Raw genomic sequence first — 17,825 nt, 5'->3', positions numbered from 1 at the left:
GTCACAGTCCCAGGATCGTGCCGGCGATGATCTGGCGCTGGATCTCATTGGATCCGCCGTAGATCGACACCTTGCGGTTGTTGAGGAAGATGCGGGTCTCACGACTCGTGATGGCCGCCGGGCCCTCGAGGTCGACGAAGAGATCCGAGACGGCCTGCGTCAGCTGCGAGCCCTTGATCTTCAGGACGCTCGACGCCGGGTGCGGCTTGTCGCCGGCCGAGCCGGCGGCCACGCGCAGGGCGGTGAGCTCGAGCGCGTTGAGTTGGTTCTCGAGGTCGACGATGCGCGACGCGTACTGGTCGAAGACGCCCATCTCCTTGGCCTTGTCCTTGGCGGTGGCCAGGTTGCGCTGGCTGGCGCCGACCTGGGCGATGCCGACGCGCTCGTTGCCGAGCAGGAACTTGGCGTACGTCCAGCCCTTGTTCTCCTCGCCGACGAGGTTCTCGACCGGGACGCGCACGTTGTCGAAGAAGACCTCGTTGACCTCGTGGCCGCCGTCGATCAGCTCGATCGGACGGACCGTGAGGCCTTCGGTCTTCATGTCGATCAGCAGGAAGCTGATGCCCATCTGCTTCTTGGGCGCATCAGGATCGGTGCGGACGAGGCAGAAGATCCAGTCGCCGTACTGGCCGAGCGTGGTCCACGTCTTCTGGCCGTTGACGACGTAGTGGTCGCCGTCGCGCACGGCGGTGGTGCGCAGGCCGGCGAGGTCGGAGCCGGCGTCAGGCTCGGAGAAGCCCTGGCTCCACCAGATGTCGAGGTTGGCGGTCGCCGGGAGGAACCGCTCCTTGATCTCCTGCGAGCCGAAGGTCGCGATGACGGGGCCGACCATGGAGGCGTTGAACGCCAACGGCGGGATGACGCCGGCCAGCTGCATCTCCTCGTGCCAGATGTGGCGCTGGAGCTGGGTCCAGTCCTTGCCGCCCCACTCGACCGGCCAGCCCGGAACGGCGAGCCCTGCGGCGTTGAGGGCCTGCTGCGACCGGACGATCTGGTCACGGGTGATCTCACCGTGGTTGATCATCGTGTCGCGGATGTCCTGCGGAACCTGGGTGGTGAAGAACTCACGCATCTCCTCGCGGAATGCCTGGTCCTCGGCTGACAACTGAAGTCTCATGAGTGCCCCTTCGCACTAAGCGCTTGCTTACCGGTGAGAATACTGTGCAACTCCCGTTGACACCAGCGAGTCACTTCCGTTTCGACTTGGCGCGGAACGGGCCCACGAGGCGGGGGCCGGACAGCCTGCGCTCGAGCCGTCGGGTCTCGCGTCCGAGTGGCTGGGCGGCGTACTCGCCCAGGATCACGCCAGCGGCCAGAGCCACGGCCACGGCCGACGCGGTGATGCCCGAGGAGATGCCCGAGAGGTTCTCCTCTGCCAGCTGGGCCAGCGAGCGGTAGATCGTCAGACCCGGCAGCAACGGCACGATGGCCGGGACGACCATCACCAGAGCCGGTACCCGCAGCCAGCGCGATGCGGGATAGCTGACCACACCGATGACGAACGCCGCGATCGCCGCGCCCCACGGCCGGTCGAGCCCGTTCTGCACGAGGGCCGACGCCAGGGCGCCGGCGGCCGCTCCGATCACGGCGATCGCCGGCACGGAGGACCACGGCGCGTACGACTGGACCGCGAAGCCGGCGGCGGCGACGCCCGCGCCGATCGTCACGTACGGCAGGTACGACATATCCGGCCAGACGGTGCCCGAGCCGAGGTCGACACCGAGCATCCGGCCCACCATCAGGCCACCGCTGACGCCCGCCACGATGCCGGCGGTGGCCAGCAGGACCTCGAGCAGCCGCGCCACGGCCGTGAGGTGGTAGCCCGTCAGGGCGTCCTGGATCGCGCCCATGAGGCCCAGTCCGGCCAGCAGCACGACGATGTTGGCCGCGATGACCAGCGACGGCGGCGCGGGCAGCGAGAGCGCCGCCACGGACACGGCGATCAGCGAGGCACAGAGCCCGCCGACGACCTGGATGTAGAAGTCGGGCAGCCGGCGCACCTCGAGCAGTCGCCGGAGCAGCTCGATGGCGACGGCCGCGACGAAGGCGGTGAGGCTGACGAAGAACCCGCCGCCCAGCATCAGGGCCACACCGGCGCCGACCAGGCCCGAGGACCCGATCACGATCGCGCGAGGTCGCGCGTGACCGCTCGTGGCGATCGCCGAGAGACGCGAGCGCGCCTCGTCGAGATCGATCTCGTTCGCGAGCAGCTCGGCCACCAGCCGGTCGACGGCGGTGACGTCCTCGAAGTCGGTCTCGCGACGCACGACGTTGCGACGCAGCAGCAGCGGCGGCTCGTCGAGCTCCTGGTCGTGGACCATCGTCAGCATGATGTGGGTGACGTCGACGTAGGTGCCGCGCAGTCCCAGATGGTGGCAGATCGACGACATCGTGGCCGAGACGTCGGCCGTTCCGGCACCGTTGGACAGCAACATCTCCCCGACCCGGAGGGCGAAGTCCATGATCCTCAACGTCTGAGGTGCCGAACTACTCATGGGTCCACCATGTCGGACGACACGGAACGGTGGACAGGGCCTCGGTCCGGTCTCCTTCCGTACGCGCCTCAGCGCGCCGGGATCACCGCCGCTTGAGCACCTTGCTGACGACCGGATGCCCGTTCTTCCAGCCCAGCTTGCCGACGTAGAGGTGCTTGGGCCCCTGCCCGCGCTTGAACCCGGGCTCCTGCCCGTTCCAGAACAGCACCCACGTGCCCGGCGAGGTGGCGATCGCCTGGGCGTTGCCCTGACCCCACGTGTTCGTGCCCGCCGGGAAGGTCACCCGGCGCGCCGTCGTGGGCCAGCCGGTCCACAGGCTCCGGTTGGTGCGCGACTGCGTCCAGTACCGGTCATGCGTGCCGTACCAGCCCCAGGACGTGAACAGCACGTACTTGCCACCGCGGTGGATCAAGGAGGGGTTCTCCTCGATGTACCGGTGGCGCTTGCTGGTCAGCTGGACGCTGCGTCCGTTCCGGTTCACCGGATTGGCGATGAGCTGGTTCGGCCGGGCCGGGTTCAGCGCCACCATCCGGATCGTCGTGTGCCAGTACTTCTTGCCGTTCCTGGTGTACCCGTGCGACGTCTTGTAGGTCAGCACGGTCTGGCCGTTCACCACGGCGGGGGTGGCGTCGATCAGGCTCGTGGTGCCCTCGTTGGGGATCAGGTCCTTGGGCTTGGTGCCGCTGCCCTTGAAGCACGACAGCGGGCGCGCGTCCGGGACGAAGGGGCCCGTGGGACGAGTCGACGTGCCCGTGCCGATGCAGCGTTGCGAGCCGCGACCGGGGACCAGCGCCGAGTAGAACAGCACCCACCGGCCGTTGGTGCCCCGGATGATCGACGGGGCCCACACCGAGCGCTTCTGCTTGGCGGACTTGGCCCATGCCGGCGTGCCGGTCAGCAGCGTCGTGCCGGTGCGCTTCCACGGACCGTTCGGCTGCGGAGCCGTGGCGAAGGCACCCGGCTTGTTCCACGAGGTCGTGTGGGTCATGACGTACCCGCCCGACGGCAGCTTGGCCACACCCGGATTGGCCCACTTCTTCAGGATCGGGGCGTCCGGGCCGGCCGCCTGGGCGGCGGGCGCCGTGAGCGCTCCGGCACCGAGAACGGCGACGGCGGAGACCGCTGCCAGGACGAGACGTCGGTACGGACGATTCATGGTTCTCTCCCGGATGAAGGGACCGGCGGGCCGGTCGATTCGGAGTCTAATCACGGCTCGGTCCCGGACGGGCGATTATGAGGACGAGCGGTGCTCGCGCCGTTCGCCGCCTACGCTGGGGGCGCCAACGGACGTCGCAAGGAGCACCATGACCGGCTGGATCGAGGACATCCTCCAGGACCCGTACGAGCAGCTGACGCTGGACCTGGGCACCGACCCCGACGGCGAGGGCGCCATCCGCGCGACGCTCGTCCGACGCCGGTTCGAGGGCGAGCCGCGGGCCGCCGTCATCTACGTCCACGGCTTCTCCGACTACTTCTTCCAGACCGAGCTGGCCGAGTTCTACGCCGATCGCGGTTACGCCTTCTACTCGCTCGACCTGCGCAAGTGCGGCCGCTCGCTGGACGAGGGGCAGACGCCTCACTTCGTCTCGGACCTGTCCCTCTACGACGCCGAGCTCGACGAGGCGCTGCGCATCGTCCGCTCCGAGGTGCCGGACGTGCCGATCGTGCTCTCGGCGCACTCGACCGGCGGCCTGGTCCTGCCCCTGTGGCTCGATCGGATGAACCTCCTGCCCGGTGGCACGCGCGCCCGCGGCATCGCCGGGATAGTGCTCAACAGCCCGTGGTTCGACCTGCAAGGGCCGGCGTGGATGCGCACGGTGGGCACGACGGTCGTCCGCAGCGTGGCGAAGGCTCGGCCTCTCGACCGGATGAAGCTGCCCTTCACCGACTCTTACGGAGCGAGCCTGCACTCGTCCCGCGGCGGCCAGTGGGACTACGACATCGCGTGGAAGCCGCTGGAGGGCTTCCCGGTGACGTACGGCTGGATGGGAGCCGTGCGGCGCGGTCACGCCCAGCTGCACCGCGGCCTGGACATCGGCGTGCCGTCGCTCGTGCTGCGGTCGCACCGCACGTGGTTCAGCCGCAACCACCACGCCAAGACCGACACCTCCGACGCCGTGCTCGACGTGCGGCAGATCGTGCGCTGGTCCGGGTGTCTCGGCGACGCGGTCACGTCCCTGCCGGTTCACGGCGCGCGCCACGACGTCTACCTCTCGAACGACGAGCCGCGGGCCGAGGCGTATCGCCTGACCGCGGAGTGGCTCGACCGCTGGATCCCGTGAGCACTCCCTGGGCCGCGGCGGCCCGGCTGGCCCCACCCCTGCCCACTTTTGGAAACGGATTCACCTCGATTCGGCCGATGCACGTGAATCCGTTTCCAAAAGTGGGAGGTGGGGTGGCGCCATGAGCCGCACCATCGGGTTCGACCTGGACATGACGCTGATCGACTCGCGTCCGGGGATCCGCGCCGTGTACGAGGAGCTCTCGCGTCAGACGGGCGTGTTCATCGACGCCGAGCTGGCGGTGTCGCGACTCGGTCCTCCGCTGACCTGGGAGCTGGAGCACTGGTTCCCGGCCGAGGCCGTGCCCGAGATGTTCACCCGGTACCGCGCCATGTACCCCGAGATCGCGATCCCCCGGGTCCTCGCGATGCCCGGCGCCGCCGAGGTGCTCACGGCCGCCCGCGAGCTCGGACGCGCGATCGTCATCACCGCCAAGGCCGGCGACAACGCCGCGCTGCACCTCGACCACCTCGGCCTGCCGTACGACGCGGTCATCGGCGACGCCTGGCGCGAGCAGAAGGCCGAGGTGCTGGTGCGCGAGTCCGCCGACACCTACATCGGCGACCACGTGCACGACATGGACGCCGCGCGCATCGCCGGAGTCACCGGCATCGCCGTCCCGTCGGGGCCGTGCTCGGCCGAGGAGCTGCGCGACGCCGGAGCCGACCACGTCGTGAGCGACCTGGCAGCCGTGGTCTCGCTCCTGCGGGGTGCGTGAGCCGCATGTGACGCAGGTGACAGCTCTTCCGACCGCGGTAGTAAGATCGCCGACGCTCGGGGGAGCTGATCCATCTCGGAGATCCCCCATGTCGTCGCGTTCGCACCTTCTCGTCCCTGCCGTCGTCGCGCTCGTCGTCGGGGTATCCGTCCCAGCGGTCGCCGACGACGCGATCGACGACCCCGGTCAGACCCCCCCGGCCGCCCTCGCGCCGTCGGAGGAGCCGACCGAGGAACTGCCGAGCGACCCGACCCAGCCCACCGCCTCCGCTCCCACGGAGAAGCCGGCGGCCGAGGCATCCCAGCAGCCCACCGCGGCACCGACGACCGAGCCCAGCGCCTCCGCGACACCGAGGTCGAGGCCGACGCAGCGACAGGCCGAGACCCGCCTCGCCGCTGCCGGCGCCATCACGGAGGTCAGGACCTACTGGCAGCTCCAGCAGGCCGTGTCGACCTGCGCCGCGGGTGACGTGACCCGACTGGCGGCGGACGTCTCGGTCAGCGGTCAGGTCCTTGTCGTCTCGTGCGACGCCACGCTCGACCTCGCCGGGTTCGACCTGAATCTCGAGGGACTGCTCGTCGACGGCGGATCTCGGGCGACCATCGACGACTCCGTCGGCGGCGGGCGGCTGACCTCCTCGAGCCGCCACTACCGCATCGCGGCGATGTCTCCCACAGCCGGCTCCGAGCTCACGATCGCCGGCGGCACCATCACCACCACCGGAGCGCACTCCATCGCCGGCCTCACGGTTCCCGCGAACGCCACCCTCAACATCACCGGCGGCACCGTGACTGCCACGGGAGGAGCGATGTCCGCCGGCATCGGCGGCAACGGCTGGGCCGACTCGGGGACGACCACCATCAGCGGCGGGACCGTGCACGCGACCGGCGGCTACCAAGGCGCCGGCATCGGCGGCGGCTACAACCGCAGCCAAGGCCCGATCTCGATCACCGGAGGAACCGTCACCGCCATCGGACGCGGCGGCCAGTACAGCACGACGGACGAGGGCGGCGCCGGCATCGGGACCGGGGACGACGGATATTCCCGCGGTCCGATCCTCATCGGTGAGCACGCCGCCGTCACCGCGACCGGAGGGCCCCTCGCCTCCGCGATCGGCTACGGGGGCGACGCCTTCGACTACAGTGCCGACGCCGACGCCAAGGTGCGGGTCACGATCAACGGCACGGTCCGCACGAACGGCATCCTCAACACGTACAACGGCGTCTACACGATCGGCAGTACTGGCCAGGTCCTCGGCCTCGAGAGCGATCCCCAGGCCGGCCCGGTCATCACCGGCAGCGGCACGATCGTCAACAACGGCGCGATCCGACCGACCTCGGTGGCATCGACCGCCAAGGTCAACAACCATCACTTCACCGTCTCCTACGACCTCGCCTCGGGCACCGCCGGGCCCGGCGGCGCGCCGAGGGCGAAGATCTATGCGCCGACTCTGCGCGCCGCCGGCGTCACCCTGCCGGCGCGACCCACGCGCAGCGGCCACGTCTTCGACGGGTGGCATCGCTCCGCGACGCGAATCTCCGAGACGACGGACCTCGGTACCGGCTCGACCAACGGCTCCGCCGTGGCGATCGGCCTGCGCGCCCAGTGGCTCACGGTGAGCAACTACCTGACCGCGAACCTCGGTTCGGGATGCACTCCCGGCTCGATCGTGCGTCTGCCCGAGGACATCACCTCGGCCGCCTCGGTGCCCGTCGCGTGCACGCTGACCCTCGACCTGAACGGCCATGGCCTCACCGCCGCGGGCGTCACGATCGCCAGCGACAAGACGCTGACCGTCGATGATTCGCAGGGCGACGGGACCCTCACCAGCACCTCGACCAGCGAGGCCGGGATCGGCACCAGCGGGGCCGCCCTCGTCGTCGACGGCGGCACCATCGAGGCCACCGGCGGCCGACGAAGCGCCGGCATCGGGGGTGCCGAGGGCGGCGCCCCGGGCACGATCACGATCAACGGTGGCGTGGTCACCGCGACCGGCGGTGAGTCAGGCTCCGGCATCGGCAGCGGCGAGCTCGGCACTCCCGTGGACATCACGATCACCGGCGGCACCGTCACGTCCACCGGTGGCGCCGCCGCCAGCGGCATCGGTGGTGGCGGCCGCAGCCCTGCGGGCGACATCACCATCTCCGGCGGCACGGTTGACGCCACCAGCGGCTCCAACGCCTCCGCGATCGGTCCCGGCTCCTTCGCCGGCCACGCACCCGGCTCGAGCGAGGGGTCGCTGACCGTCTCGGGCGGTGCCGTCACCGCCACCGGGGCCGGCCACTCGTCCGGCGGAACAGGCGGGCACCTCTCCCGGCTCGCCCACATCGACATCACCGGCGGCACGCTCACCGCGTCCGGCACGGACGAGAACTCCGGTCTCGGAGGGTCCTTCACGAACTCGTGGCCCGACGTCACGATCGGCGCCGGCGCGACGGTCACGTCGATCGACGGCCCGGCGTACGCGGCATCCGCATCCGGCACCCCGAGCTTCCCGCGGGGTCACCTGCAGGTGGACGGCACGCTGCGGCTGCCCAGCAGCGCGTTGAACGTCGACCGGTTCGCCTCGGCGAGCATCGGTTCCACGGGCAAGGTCCTGGGCACGGTCGCCGACCCCACCGCCGGTGGCGCCATCGCCGGCAGCCGCGTCGCGCTCGACAACCAGGGCATCATCGCGCTGAGCGACGTCACCGCGTCGGTCACTGGTCACCACTACGCCGTCACCGCGGGCAGCGACACCGTCAAGATCTACGGCCCGACCATGACGGCTGGCCATCGGTCCCTTCCCGCAGACCCGACCCGCGGCATCGACGTGTTCACTGGTTGGACCCACGCGGGCGACCCGTTCACCGCCACCACGCCCTTGCTCGGCCCGAGCACCAACGGTGCAGCCGTTCCCGTGGCACTGACCGCCACGTGGGACGAGGGCATCGCGGCGTTCGACCGCTCGGCCACCACCGTGACGGCCGGGGACCCGGTCGCGGTTGACCTCACCCTGACCGACGGCAGCGGCGACACCGTCACCGTCGACCCCGCCGACTGGGACCTCACCCTTCCGACCGGCGCCTCGCTCATCCCGGAGGGCGGCGGCTGGGAGCTCCTCGGCACGCGTGCCGGCACGGCGACGATCGTGGCCTCGACCGAGGTCCGTGGGCGCACCTATACCGCCGAGCTCGAGTTGACGGTCCAGGCGGCGGTGCTGTCCCAGCTGGTGCCGACCTTCACCGGCACGGCCGCTCAGGGCGAATCCGTCACCCTGGCGACAGACGGCACCGACCGGTTCGGCAACGACCTGGGCGACGTCACCGGCGACGTGACCTTCACCAGCTCCATCGCCTCCGACGTGATCGACGGCGACCAGGTCTCCTTCACCGAGGCAGGGACCCGAATCGTCACCGCAACCCACTCCAACGGCACCACCGCCACGCTCGCGATCAACGTCGCCGTCGTCCTGGACGAGGTCGTCACCTTGGATCTCGCCTCCACCGGCACTCCTGCCCAGGGCGAGACGATCACCTTGACGGCCACCGGCACCGATCGCTTCAACAACGACCTCGGTGACGTCACCGGCGACGTGACGTTCACCAGCTCCGACCCCACCGACGTCATCGACGGAGACGAGATCTCCTTCACCAAGGCCGGCAAGCGGACCATCACCGCGACGCACACGAACGGCACCGTCGCCACCCTCCTGGTGGACGTCGCGGTCGTCCTCGGCGAGGTCGACGGCATGGAAGTGGGCTTCACCGGCGCAGCTCGCCAGGGCGACACCATCGTCCTGACGGTGACCGGCACCGACCGGTTCGGCAACGACCTCGGCGACGTCACCGACGACGTGACCTTCACCAGCTCCGTCCCGACCGACGTCATCGCCGGCAACCGGATCACGTTCCCGCACGCGTCACCGCACACCATCACCGCGACACACACCGACGGAGCGACCTCGACCCTGCTGATCGAGGTCGAGCCGCTGCCCGTCGCCGTCGACGAGCCCACGGACCATGCGGACGACCCCGAGGCAACCGCAAAGCAGGCTCAGGACGACGCGGCTCTGGCCGAAACCGGCAGCACGGCGACCGCCTGGTGGTTCGCGTGCGGTCTGGCGCTCCTGCTCGCCGGTGTCGGCACGACGAGACGTGCGCGGCGCCGATGACCACTGTCGGCGCGGGCGTCTAGGCTGGTCTCCGTGGACGCACCCCCCTTGGCTCTGTACCGGCGATACCGGCCCGAGACGTTCGCCGAGGTCATCGGTCAGGATCACGTGACCGCACCACTGCGTCACGCCCTGGCCAACAACCGGGTGAACCACGCCTACCTGTTCAGCGGCCCGCGCGGTTGCGGCAAGACCACCAGCGCCCGGATCCTGGCGCGCGCGCTCAACTGCGAGAAGGCGCCGATCTCCGATCCGTGCGGCGAGTGCCAGAGCTGCCGCGACCTCGCGCGCGGCGGCCCGGGCAGCATCGATGTCATCGAGATCGACGCGGCCAGCCACGGTGGCGTCGACGACGCGCGCGACCTGCGCGAGCGGGCGTTCTTCGCCCCGGTCAGCAGCCGGTACAAGGTCTACATCATCGACGAGGCCCACATGGTCTCCCCGCAGGGCTTCAACGCGCTGCTCAAGCTCGTCGAGGAGCCGCCGCCGCACCTGAAGTTCATCTTCGCCACGACCGAGCCCGACAAGGTCATCGGCACGATCCGCTCGCGGACCCACCACTACCCGTTCCGGCTCGTCCCACCGAAGCTGCTCGGCGACTACATGCTCCAGCTGTGCCAGAGCGAGAATGTGCGCCTCGAGCCCACCGCGCTGCCCCTCGTCGTGCGCGCCGGCGGCGGGTCCGTGCGTGACTCGCTCAGCGTGCTCGACCAGCTGCTCGCCGGCTCGGGCCCCGACGGCATCACGTACGACCTGGCCGTCCAGCTGCTCGGGTACACGCCCGACTCGCTGCTCGACGAGGCGATCGAGGCCTTCGCCGTCAGCGACGCGGCCACCGTGTTCGGTGTCGTCGACAAGGTCATCGAGTCCGGTCAGGACCCGCGCCGCTTCGCCGAGGACCTGCTCCAGCGCTTCCGCGACCTGGTGATCCTCAAGGCCGTTCCCACCGCCGCCGAGTCGGGCCTGCTCGAGACCCCGGCCGATCGCACGGCCGTCCTGCAGCGTCAGGTCGCGGGCTTCGAGCCCACCGAGCTGACGCGGGCGGCCGACCTCGTCAGCACCGCCATCACCGAGTTCCGCGGGGCCACCGCCCCCCGGCTGATGCTCGAGCTGATGTGCGCGCGGATCCTCGTGCCCGGTGCCGACAACTCCGTCGAGGGCTTCCACGCCCGCCTCGACCGCCTCGAGCGACGCCTCTCCGGGGCTGCCCCGGCGCCCGAGACCGTCGTCGCGCCGCCGGCTGCTCCGGCGCCCGCGCCCGCGGCCGCTCCCCCTGCCGCCGCGACGCCCGCTCCCGCTCAACCCGCTCCCGCCCCGGCCGCCCCGGCTGCCGACGAGACACCGGCCGAGCGCGACGAGCCGCGTCCCGAGGCACCGGTCGCAGCGCCCGCCACGCCCAGCACCAGCGCAGTGCCCACCGCCCCGGCAGCCGAGGTCACACGTCCTGCCGAGCCCGCCCCGGCGCCCGTCGCCGAGACGACACCGGTCGAGACCGCGGCTCCCGCTCCCGCCGCTCCCGCACCCGCCGCTCCCGGGCAACTCACGACCGCCGACGTGCGGCGGATGTGGCCCCAGGTCCTCGAGCGCGTCCAGCACCTGCGCCGATTCACGTGGGTCATGCTCAGCCAGAACGCGCAGGTCGCGGCGCTCGACGGCTCCACGCTGACGCTCGCCCTGGTCAACACCGGCGCGCGTGACTCGTTCGTCAAGAGTGGCTCGGACCAGATCGTCCAGCAGGCGCTGTCCGACGTCATGGCCGTCCAGTGGCGCATCGAGGCGATCGTCGATCCCTCCGCCTCGCCCACCGGCAGCGCGCCGGCCGGCGGCTCGGCACCGGCCGCGACGCCGGCTGCGGCACCGTCCGCACCCACCGAGTCGCGGGTGCCCGAGTCGGTCCGCGAGGCACTGCGTCAGGGTCCCGTCCCGATCACGCGGGTCGATCCCGACGCCGGCGTCGACCCGAACGACCCCGTCGTCGACGACGGCTCGCAGGATGCGGAGGCGCTCCTCGCCGAGCACCTGGGGGCCGAGGTCATTGACGAGACCCCCTACCGCTGACCCCTCGCACGTGCCGGTCCGGCGCCGGCTCGACCTGACCGCCACGCCCCCCGAGGTCCTGCGTCGGCTCCGCGGCCGCGACCGCCTCGTCGCCCTGCTGGGCGCGTGGCACCAAGGCGAGGCGCTGATCGCCTGCGAGCCCGTCCGGCTGCTCGAGACGTGGGACGACGTCGACCTGCCCCGACTGGACGCCGACGGCTTCGGCGGCGGTTGGATCGGCGCCTGGGGCTATCGCCTCGGCAGCCAGGTCGAGCACCTGCCCGAAGGGCCGCCCCGGCCGATGCCGCAGCCCGACCACCGCGCGGGGTTCTACGACCTCGTCCTGCGCCGGGTGCGCGGCACCTGGTGGCTGGAGTCGATCGGCGACCCCGATCCCGCGCGGATCGAGGAGCTCATCGCGACCGTCAGCGCGCCGACGGTGGCCGCTCCGTTCAACGTCGGCAGGTTCGACATGACCCCCAGCCCGCAGGCCCACCGCGACGCGATCAGCCGGGCGCTCGGACACATCGCAGCCGGCGACATCTTCCAGGTCAACCTCTGTGCGCGACTCGAGGCCACCTTCGAGGGCGACCCCCTCGACGCGTTCTGCGCGGGCGTCGAGCGACTGAAGCCCGCCTACGCCGCCTACGTCTCGTCGCCCGAGGGCGCGCTGGCCAGCTTCTCGCCCGAGCTGTTCCTGCGCCGGACCGGCGACGAGGTCCTCACCTCCCCGATCAAGGGCACCGCTGCCCTGTCGACCGATCCGCGCGAACTCGAGGCCTCGGCCAAGAACCGGGCCGAGAACGTCATGATCGTCGACCTCATGCGCAACGACCTCGGCCGAGTCGCCGTGCCGGGCTCGGTCCGGGTGCCCGCGCTGAACCGGGTCGAGCGGCACAGCGTCTGGCACCTGGTCTCCGACGTCGTGGCCCACCTGCCCGCCGGAACAACCGACCGTGACCTGCTGCGCGCGACGTTCCCGCCCGGATCGGTCACGGGCGCCCCCAAGGTGCGCGCGATGGAGCTCATCGCCGAGCTCGAGGCGACGGGGCGCGAGGCCTACACCGGCGCGATCGGCCACGTCAGCGCCGCCGCCGGTCTCGAGATGAACGTCGTGATCCGCACCTTCGAGTTCGCGACGGCGCCCGACGGCACCACCCGGGTGTGGCTGGGCGTCGGGGGCGGGATCGTGGCCGACTCCGACCCGGCCGGCGAGTACGCCGAGTGCCTCGACAAGGCCCGACCCCTGATCGACGCGATCGGCGGCCGGCTCGATCTGGTCGCGCCACCGGCACCCGCCGCCACGGCCACGGAGCCCGAGCCGAGTCCGAGCGGGCCCGTCGACGTCCATCTCGGGGTCTTCGAGACCGTCCTGGTCCTCGACGGGCGCGCCGTCGACCTCGACGCCCACCTCGCCCGACTCGACGCCAGCGTCCGCGCCGTCCACGGCACCACCGTGCGCGCCGGCCTGGAGGAGGCGGTGCACGCCCGCGTGGCCGGACTGATCGGTCCGCACCGCCTGCGCATCGACGCCGCACCGCAGGGCGGGGACGTCGGGATCTCGATGGCGACCGCACCGCTCACGCCCACCGAGCCGGCCTGGTCGCTCGTGGCGCGTGTGGTCCCCGGCGGTCTGGGCCCGCACAAGTGGGCCGACCGCGCTCGCATCCCCGTCGTGCCGGGGCACGAGCCGCTCGTCACGGACACCGACGGCTCGGTGCTCGAGACGGCACGCGCCAACCTCTTCGCGGTGCTGGACGACGGCCTGCACACCCCGGCGCTGGACGGACGGCTGCTGCCGGGCACGGCTCGGGCACGCGTCATCGAGCTGGCGTCCGCACTGGGCCTGCCCGTCTTCCAGCACCGGATGACCACGGCCGACCTCGCGACCGCCACCGAGGTGTTCGCCACCAACGCCCTGCGCGGCATCGTGCCGGTCACCTCGTGCGAGGGGGTGGGCCGCTGGACGCCCGGTCCCGTCACGGCACGCCTCGCGAGCGCCCTCGAGCATCGCGAGACCGCACCGCGCGCCCCCGCGAGGTCGACCGACCCGTCCGCGACCGCTCGGGTCCTGTTCATCGACAACTACGACTCGTTCGTGTTCAACCTCGTGCAGTACGTCGGCGAGCTGGGCGGCCGTACCGAGGTGGTGCGCAACGACGAGGTCGGTGTCGACGACCTGCTGGCCGGCGACTTCACCCACGTGGTCGTCTCCCCGGGGCCGGGAACCCCGGCGGACGCCGGCATCAGCGCCGAGGTGGTGCGCCGGTTCGGGCCCCACACGCCCGTCCTCGGCGTCTGCCTGGGCCACCAGGTCATCGCCGAGGTCCACGGAGCCACCGTCGTCCGCGCCGAGCAGGTCGTCCACGGCAAGTCCTCCCTGGTCCACCACGACGGACTGGGGGTCTTCGCCGACCTGCCGTCGCCGCTGACCTGCGCTCGCTACCACTCCCTGGTGGTGCAGGACGTCCGCGAGCCGCTGACGGTCACCGCCCGCACCGGCTCCGGGATCGTCATGGGCGTGCGTCATCGCGACCTGCCCGTCGAAGGCGTCCAGATCCACCCCGAGTCGATCCTGACCTCGCACGGCCACGACCTGCTGGCGACCTTCCTGCGTCGGCACCCCGCCCCTGGCGTCGTTTGAGAGGATGGGACCACGGCCCTTCACGGCCGCCGGACGAGTGGAGTCGTACCCGGAGCGCGACAAGACGGCCACGAAGGAGTGCGTCATGTCGTGGATCGTCCTGGTCGTATCGGGTCTGTTCGAGGCCGTGTGGGCCACCGCCCTGGGCCGTAGCGAGGGCTTCACGAAGCTCGGTCCGTCCCTCGTCTTCGCCGGTGCCGTCGTCGTGAGCATGGGTGGTCTCGCCTGGGCCATGCGCGACCTGCCGACCGGCACCGCTTACGCGGTGTGGGTCGCGATCGGCGCCGCCGGAACCGTCACCTACGCGATGCTCACGGGCTCCGAGCCCGCGTCCGTGGCCAAGATCGCGTTGTTGCTGGGCCTCGTCGGGTGCGTCGTCGGGCTGAAGATGCTGGACCACTGACTAGGCTGACGACGTGTACGAAAGTGTGATCCAGGACCTCATCGACGAGCTCGGACGTCTGCCGGGCATCGGCCCGAAGAGTGCCCAGCGGATCGCCTTCCACCTGCTCGATGCCGATCCCGACGACGTGAAGCGCTTCGCCCAGACCCTCGTCGACGCCAAGACCAAGGTCCTGTTCTGCTCGGTGTGCGGCAACGTCACCGTCGACACGACCTGCCGCATCTGCGCCGATCCGCGCCGCGACGCGACGGTCTTGTGCGTGGTCGAGGAGAGCAAGGACGTCATCGCGATCGAGCGCACGCGCGAGTTCCGCGGCCGGTACCACGTGCTCGGCGGCGCGATCAGCCCCATCGCCGGCATCGGCCCCGACCAGCTGCGCATCAAGGAACTGCTGCTGCGCCTGCAGGACGGCACCGTCACCGAGGTCATCATCGCGACGGACCCCAACCTCGAGGGTGAGGCCACCGCGACGTACCTGATGCGGATGCTGGTGCCGATCGGCCTGCGCGTCACCAAGCTCGCCAGCGGCCTGCCCGTCGGCGGCGACCTCGAGTATGCCGACGAGGTCACCCTCGGGCGCGCCTTCGAGGGCCGCACCGCCGTCGGCTGACGCGCACCCCGTCCACCCCCGGGACAGGAGCCGAGGATCCCAGCGACCACGGGCTAGACTGACGCCGGCGCAGCGTGGCGCCGACCCACTGCGCCTGCAAACCCTCTGAAGCAAGGAAATGTCCATGGGCATCGTCGTGCAGAAGTACGGCGGCTCGTCGGTGGCGGACGCCACCAGCATCAAGCGAGTCGCCAACCGCATCGTGGCGACCAAGAAGGCCGGTCACGACGTGGTCGTCGTCGTGTCCGCGATGGGCGACACGACCGACGAGCTGATCGACCTCGCGAACCAGGTGTCGCCGCTGCCCCCGGGCCGCGAGCTCGACATGCTGCTGACCGCCGGCGAGCGGATCTCCATGGCGCTGCTGGCCATGGCGATCGAGACGCTCGGCCAGGAGGCGCGCAGCTTCACCGGCTCGCAGGCGGGCGTCCTCACCGACGACGTCCACGGCAAGGCCAAGATCATCGACGTCACGCCCGGCCGGCTGCAGTCGGCCATCGACGACGGTGCGATCGTCATCGTCGCGGGCTTCCAGGGTGTCTCGCAGACCACGAAGGACATCACGACGCTCGGTCGCGGCGGCTCGGACACCACGGCCGTCGCGCTCGCCGCGGCGCTGAACGCCGACGTCTGCGAGATCTACACCGACGTCGACGGCATCTTCACCGCCGATCCCCGGATCGTGCCCACGGCCAGCCGCATCCCGGCGATCTCCTACGAGGAGACGCTCGAGATGGCCGCCAACGGCGCCAAGATCCTGCACCTGCGGTGCGTCGAGTACGCCCGCCGCAACTCCATGCCCATCCACGTGCGGTCGTCGTTCAGCGACAGGACCGGCACGTGGGTCGTGGCCAGTGAAGACGTCAGCAAGTACACGGAAGAAGGACAGGCGATGGAGCACGCCATCATCTCCGGGGTCGCCCACGACCGCAGCGAGGCCAAGATCACCGTCGTCGGCGTCCCCGACAAGGTGGGCTACGCCGCCCCCGTGCTGCGCGCCCTGGCCGAGGCCCAGATCAACATCGACATGATCGTCCAGAACGTGTCGGCCGCCGCCACGAACCTGACCGACATCTCGTTCACGCTGCCGCGCGACGACGGCCAGACCGCCATGACCGCCCTGGCCCGCCTCAAGGACCAGATCGGCTTCGAGCGCCTGCAGTACGACGACTCCGTCGGCAAGGTCTCGATCGTCGGTGCGGGCATGCGCTCGCAGCCCGGCATCACCGCCACGTTCTTCGAGGCGCTGGCGTCCGCCGGCGTCAACATCGGCATGATCTCGACCTCCGAGATCCGCATCTCGGTCGTCGTCGGCGAGAACGAGGTCGACGCGGCCGTCAACGCCGCCCACGAGGCGTTCAACCTGGGCGCGGCCGACACCGAGGCCGTCGTGTACGGAGGGACCGGACGATGAGCGCACGCATCGGAGTCGTCGGCGCGACCGGCCAGGTCGGCGCCGTCATGCGCCAGCTGCTGGAGGACCGCGACTTCCCCGCCGAGTCCGTCCGCTTCTTCGCCTCGGCACGCTCGGCCGGCAAGACGCTGCCGTTCCGCGGCCAGGAGATCGTCGTCGAGGACACCGCCACCGCGGACGTCTCCGACCTCGACATCGCGCTGTTCAGCGCCGGCGCCACGATGAGCAAGGTCGAGGCGCCCCGCTTCGCCGAGGCCGGGGTCACCGTCATCGACAACTCGTCCGCCTGGCGCAAGGACCCCAGCATCCCGCTGGTCGTCAGCGAGGTGAACCCGCACGACATCCCGGCCGCGGACGGCCCGCGTGATCGCGGCATCATCGCCAACCCGAACTGCACCACGATGGCCGCGATGCCGGTCCTCAAGCCGCTGCACGACGCCGCGGGCCTCGTCCGGCTGACCGTCAGCAGCTACCAGGCCGTCTCCGGATCGGGCCTGGCCGGCGTCGAGGAGCTGCACTCGCAGGCCCTCGCCACGGTCGAGAAGGCCGACGCGCTGACCCACGACGGTCACGCCGTGTCTTTCCCCGAGCCGGTCAAGTACGTCAAGCCGATCGCGTTCAACGTGGTCGCGCTGGCGGGCTCGATCGTCGACGACGGCTCGCACGAGACCGACGAGGAGCAGAAGCTGCGCCACGAGTCGCGCAAGATCCTCGGCCTGCCCGACCTGCGGGTCGCGGGCACGTGCGTGCGCGTGCCGGTCTTCACGGGCCACTCGCTGTCGATCCATGCCGAGTTCGCCGACGACATCACGCCCGAGCAGGCGACGCAGATCCTGTCGTCCGCCCCCGGCGTGCAGTTGGCCGACGTGCCGAACCCGCTCGACGCGGCCGGCCAGGACCCCAGCTTCGTCGGCCGGATCCGTCAGGACCAGTCGGTCGAGGGCAACAAGGGCCTGGTCCTGTTCGTCACCGGCGACAACCTGCGCAAGGGCGCCGCGCTCAACACGATCCAGATCGCCGAGCTGCTCGTCTGATCCACCCCGGACGTCCCGAGATTTGCTCCGATTTC

The 17,825-nt window shown here is 70.9% G+C and carries 11 protein-coding genes, 2 pseudogenes and 1 riboswitch; of the genes and pseudogenes, 10 read left to right on the top strand and 3 right to left on the bottom strand.

The window, feature by feature from the left end; translation table 11 throughout:
- Position 1 precedes the first annotated feature (1 nt).
- The 3 genes from GL325_RS12210 to GL325_RS12200 form a co-directional block, all read right to left on the bottom strand.
- Entirely contained in the window at positions 2-1,117 is a 1,116-nt protein-coding gene (locus tag GL325_RS12210) for an acyl-CoA dehydrogenase family protein (protein ID WP_154597192.1), read from the bottom strand.
- A 70-nt stretch (positions 1,118-1,187) separates the two neighbouring features.
- Positions 1,188-2,495 carry a threonine/serine exporter ThrE family protein gene (locus GL325_RS12205; protein WP_187769732.1) on the bottom strand — a complete coding sequence of 436 codons (1,308 nt, stop codon included), beginning with the start codon at positions 2,493-2,495 and terminating at the stop codon, positions 1,188-1,190.
- Positions 2,496-2,577: 82 nt separating this feature from the next.
- Entirely contained in the window at positions 2,578-3,651 is a 1,074-nt protein-coding gene (locus tag GL325_RS12200; RefSeq protein WP_187769731.1) for a hypothetical protein, read from the bottom strand.
- A 148-nt stretch (positions 3,652-3,799) separates the two neighbouring features.
- Between GL325_RS12200 and GL325_RS12195 the strand changes: the two genes are divergently transcribed.
- The 10 genes and pseudogenes from GL325_RS12195 (at position 3,800) to GL325_RS12145 (ending at position 17,790) form a co-directional block, all read left to right on the top strand.
- Positions 3,800-4,777 (top strand): alpha/beta hydrolase, encoded by a 978-nt coding sequence (locus tag GL325_RS12195; RefSeq protein WP_154597195.1) that lies wholly within the window; start codon positions 3,800-3,802, stop codon positions 4,775-4,777.
- A 121-nt stretch (positions 4,778-4,898) separates the two neighbouring features.
- The gene (locus GL325_RS12190; protein WP_154597196.1) at positions 4,899-5,495 is read left to right on the top strand and encodes an HAD family hydrolase; all 597 of its coding nucleotides are present in this window, start codon (positions 4,899-4,901) and stop codon (positions 5,493-5,495) included.
- An 88-nt stretch (positions 5,496-5,583) separates the two neighbouring features.
- The gene (locus tag GL325_RS15770; protein WP_187769730.1) at positions 5,584-9,648 is read left to right on the top strand and encodes an InlB B-repeat-containing protein; all 4,065 of its coding nucleotides are present in this window, start codon (positions 5,584-5,586) and stop codon (positions 9,646-9,648) included.
- A gap of 45 nt (positions 9,649-9,693) precedes the next feature.
- Positions 9,694-11,340, top strand: a pseudogene (locus tag GL325_RS12170) (DNA polymerase III subunit gamma and tau); the annotation flags it as partial.
- 301 nt (positions 11,341-11,641) lie between these two features.
- Positions 11,642-13,621: pseudogene (locus GL325_RS12165) on the top strand (aminodeoxychorismate synthase component I); the annotation flags it as partial.
- Positions 13,622-13,756: 135 nt separating this feature from the next.
- On the top strand, positions 13,757-14,329 hold the full coding sequence (locus GL325_RS16125) for an aminodeoxychorismate/anthranilate synthase component II (protein ID WP_369412462.1): 573 nt from the start codon (positions 13,757-13,759) through the stop codon (positions 14,327-14,329).
- Positions 14,330-14,337: 8 nt separating this feature from the next.
- Positions 14,338-14,404, top strand: a riboswitch (guanidine-III (ykkC-III) riboswitch).
- Between the two features lie 10 nt (positions 14,405-14,414).
- Positions 14,415-14,732: a multidrug efflux SMR transporter gene (locus GL325_RS12160; RefSeq protein ID WP_154597508.1), complete on the top strand. Its 318-nt coding sequence runs from the start codon at positions 14,415-14,417 to the stop codon at positions 14,730-14,732.
- 13 nt (positions 14,733-14,745) lie between these two features.
- On the top strand, positions 14,746-15,342 hold the full coding sequence (gene recR, locus GL325_RS12155; RefSeq protein ID WP_187411653.1) for a recombination mediator RecR: 597 nt from the start codon (positions 14,746-14,748) through the stop codon (positions 15,340-15,342).
- 124 nt (positions 15,343-15,466) lie between these two features.
- Positions 15,467-16,756, top strand: a complete 1,290-nt coding sequence (locus GL325_RS12150) for an aspartate kinase (protein WP_154597198.1) — start codon at positions 15,467-15,469, stop codon at positions 16,754-16,756.
- Positions 16,753-17,790 (top strand): aspartate-semialdehyde dehydrogenase, encoded by a 1,038-nt coding sequence (locus tag GL325_RS12145; RefSeq protein ID WP_187769727.1) that lies wholly within the window; start codon positions 16,753-16,755, stop codon positions 17,788-17,790. The genes GL325_RS12150 and GL325_RS12145 overlap by 4 nt, the downstream gene beginning before the upstream one ends.
- The last annotated feature ends 35 nt before the right edge of the window (positions 17,791-17,825 follow it).

Source organism: Aeromicrobium sp. 636 (assembly GCF_024433585.1).
GTDB classification, from domain to species: Bacteria; Actinomycetota; Actinomycetes; order Propionibacteriales; family Nocardioidaceae; genus Aeromicrobium; species Aeromicrobium senzhongii.
Note: the sequence above shows the minus strand (reverse complement) of the source record. Positions and strands in the feature narration are given on the sequence as shown.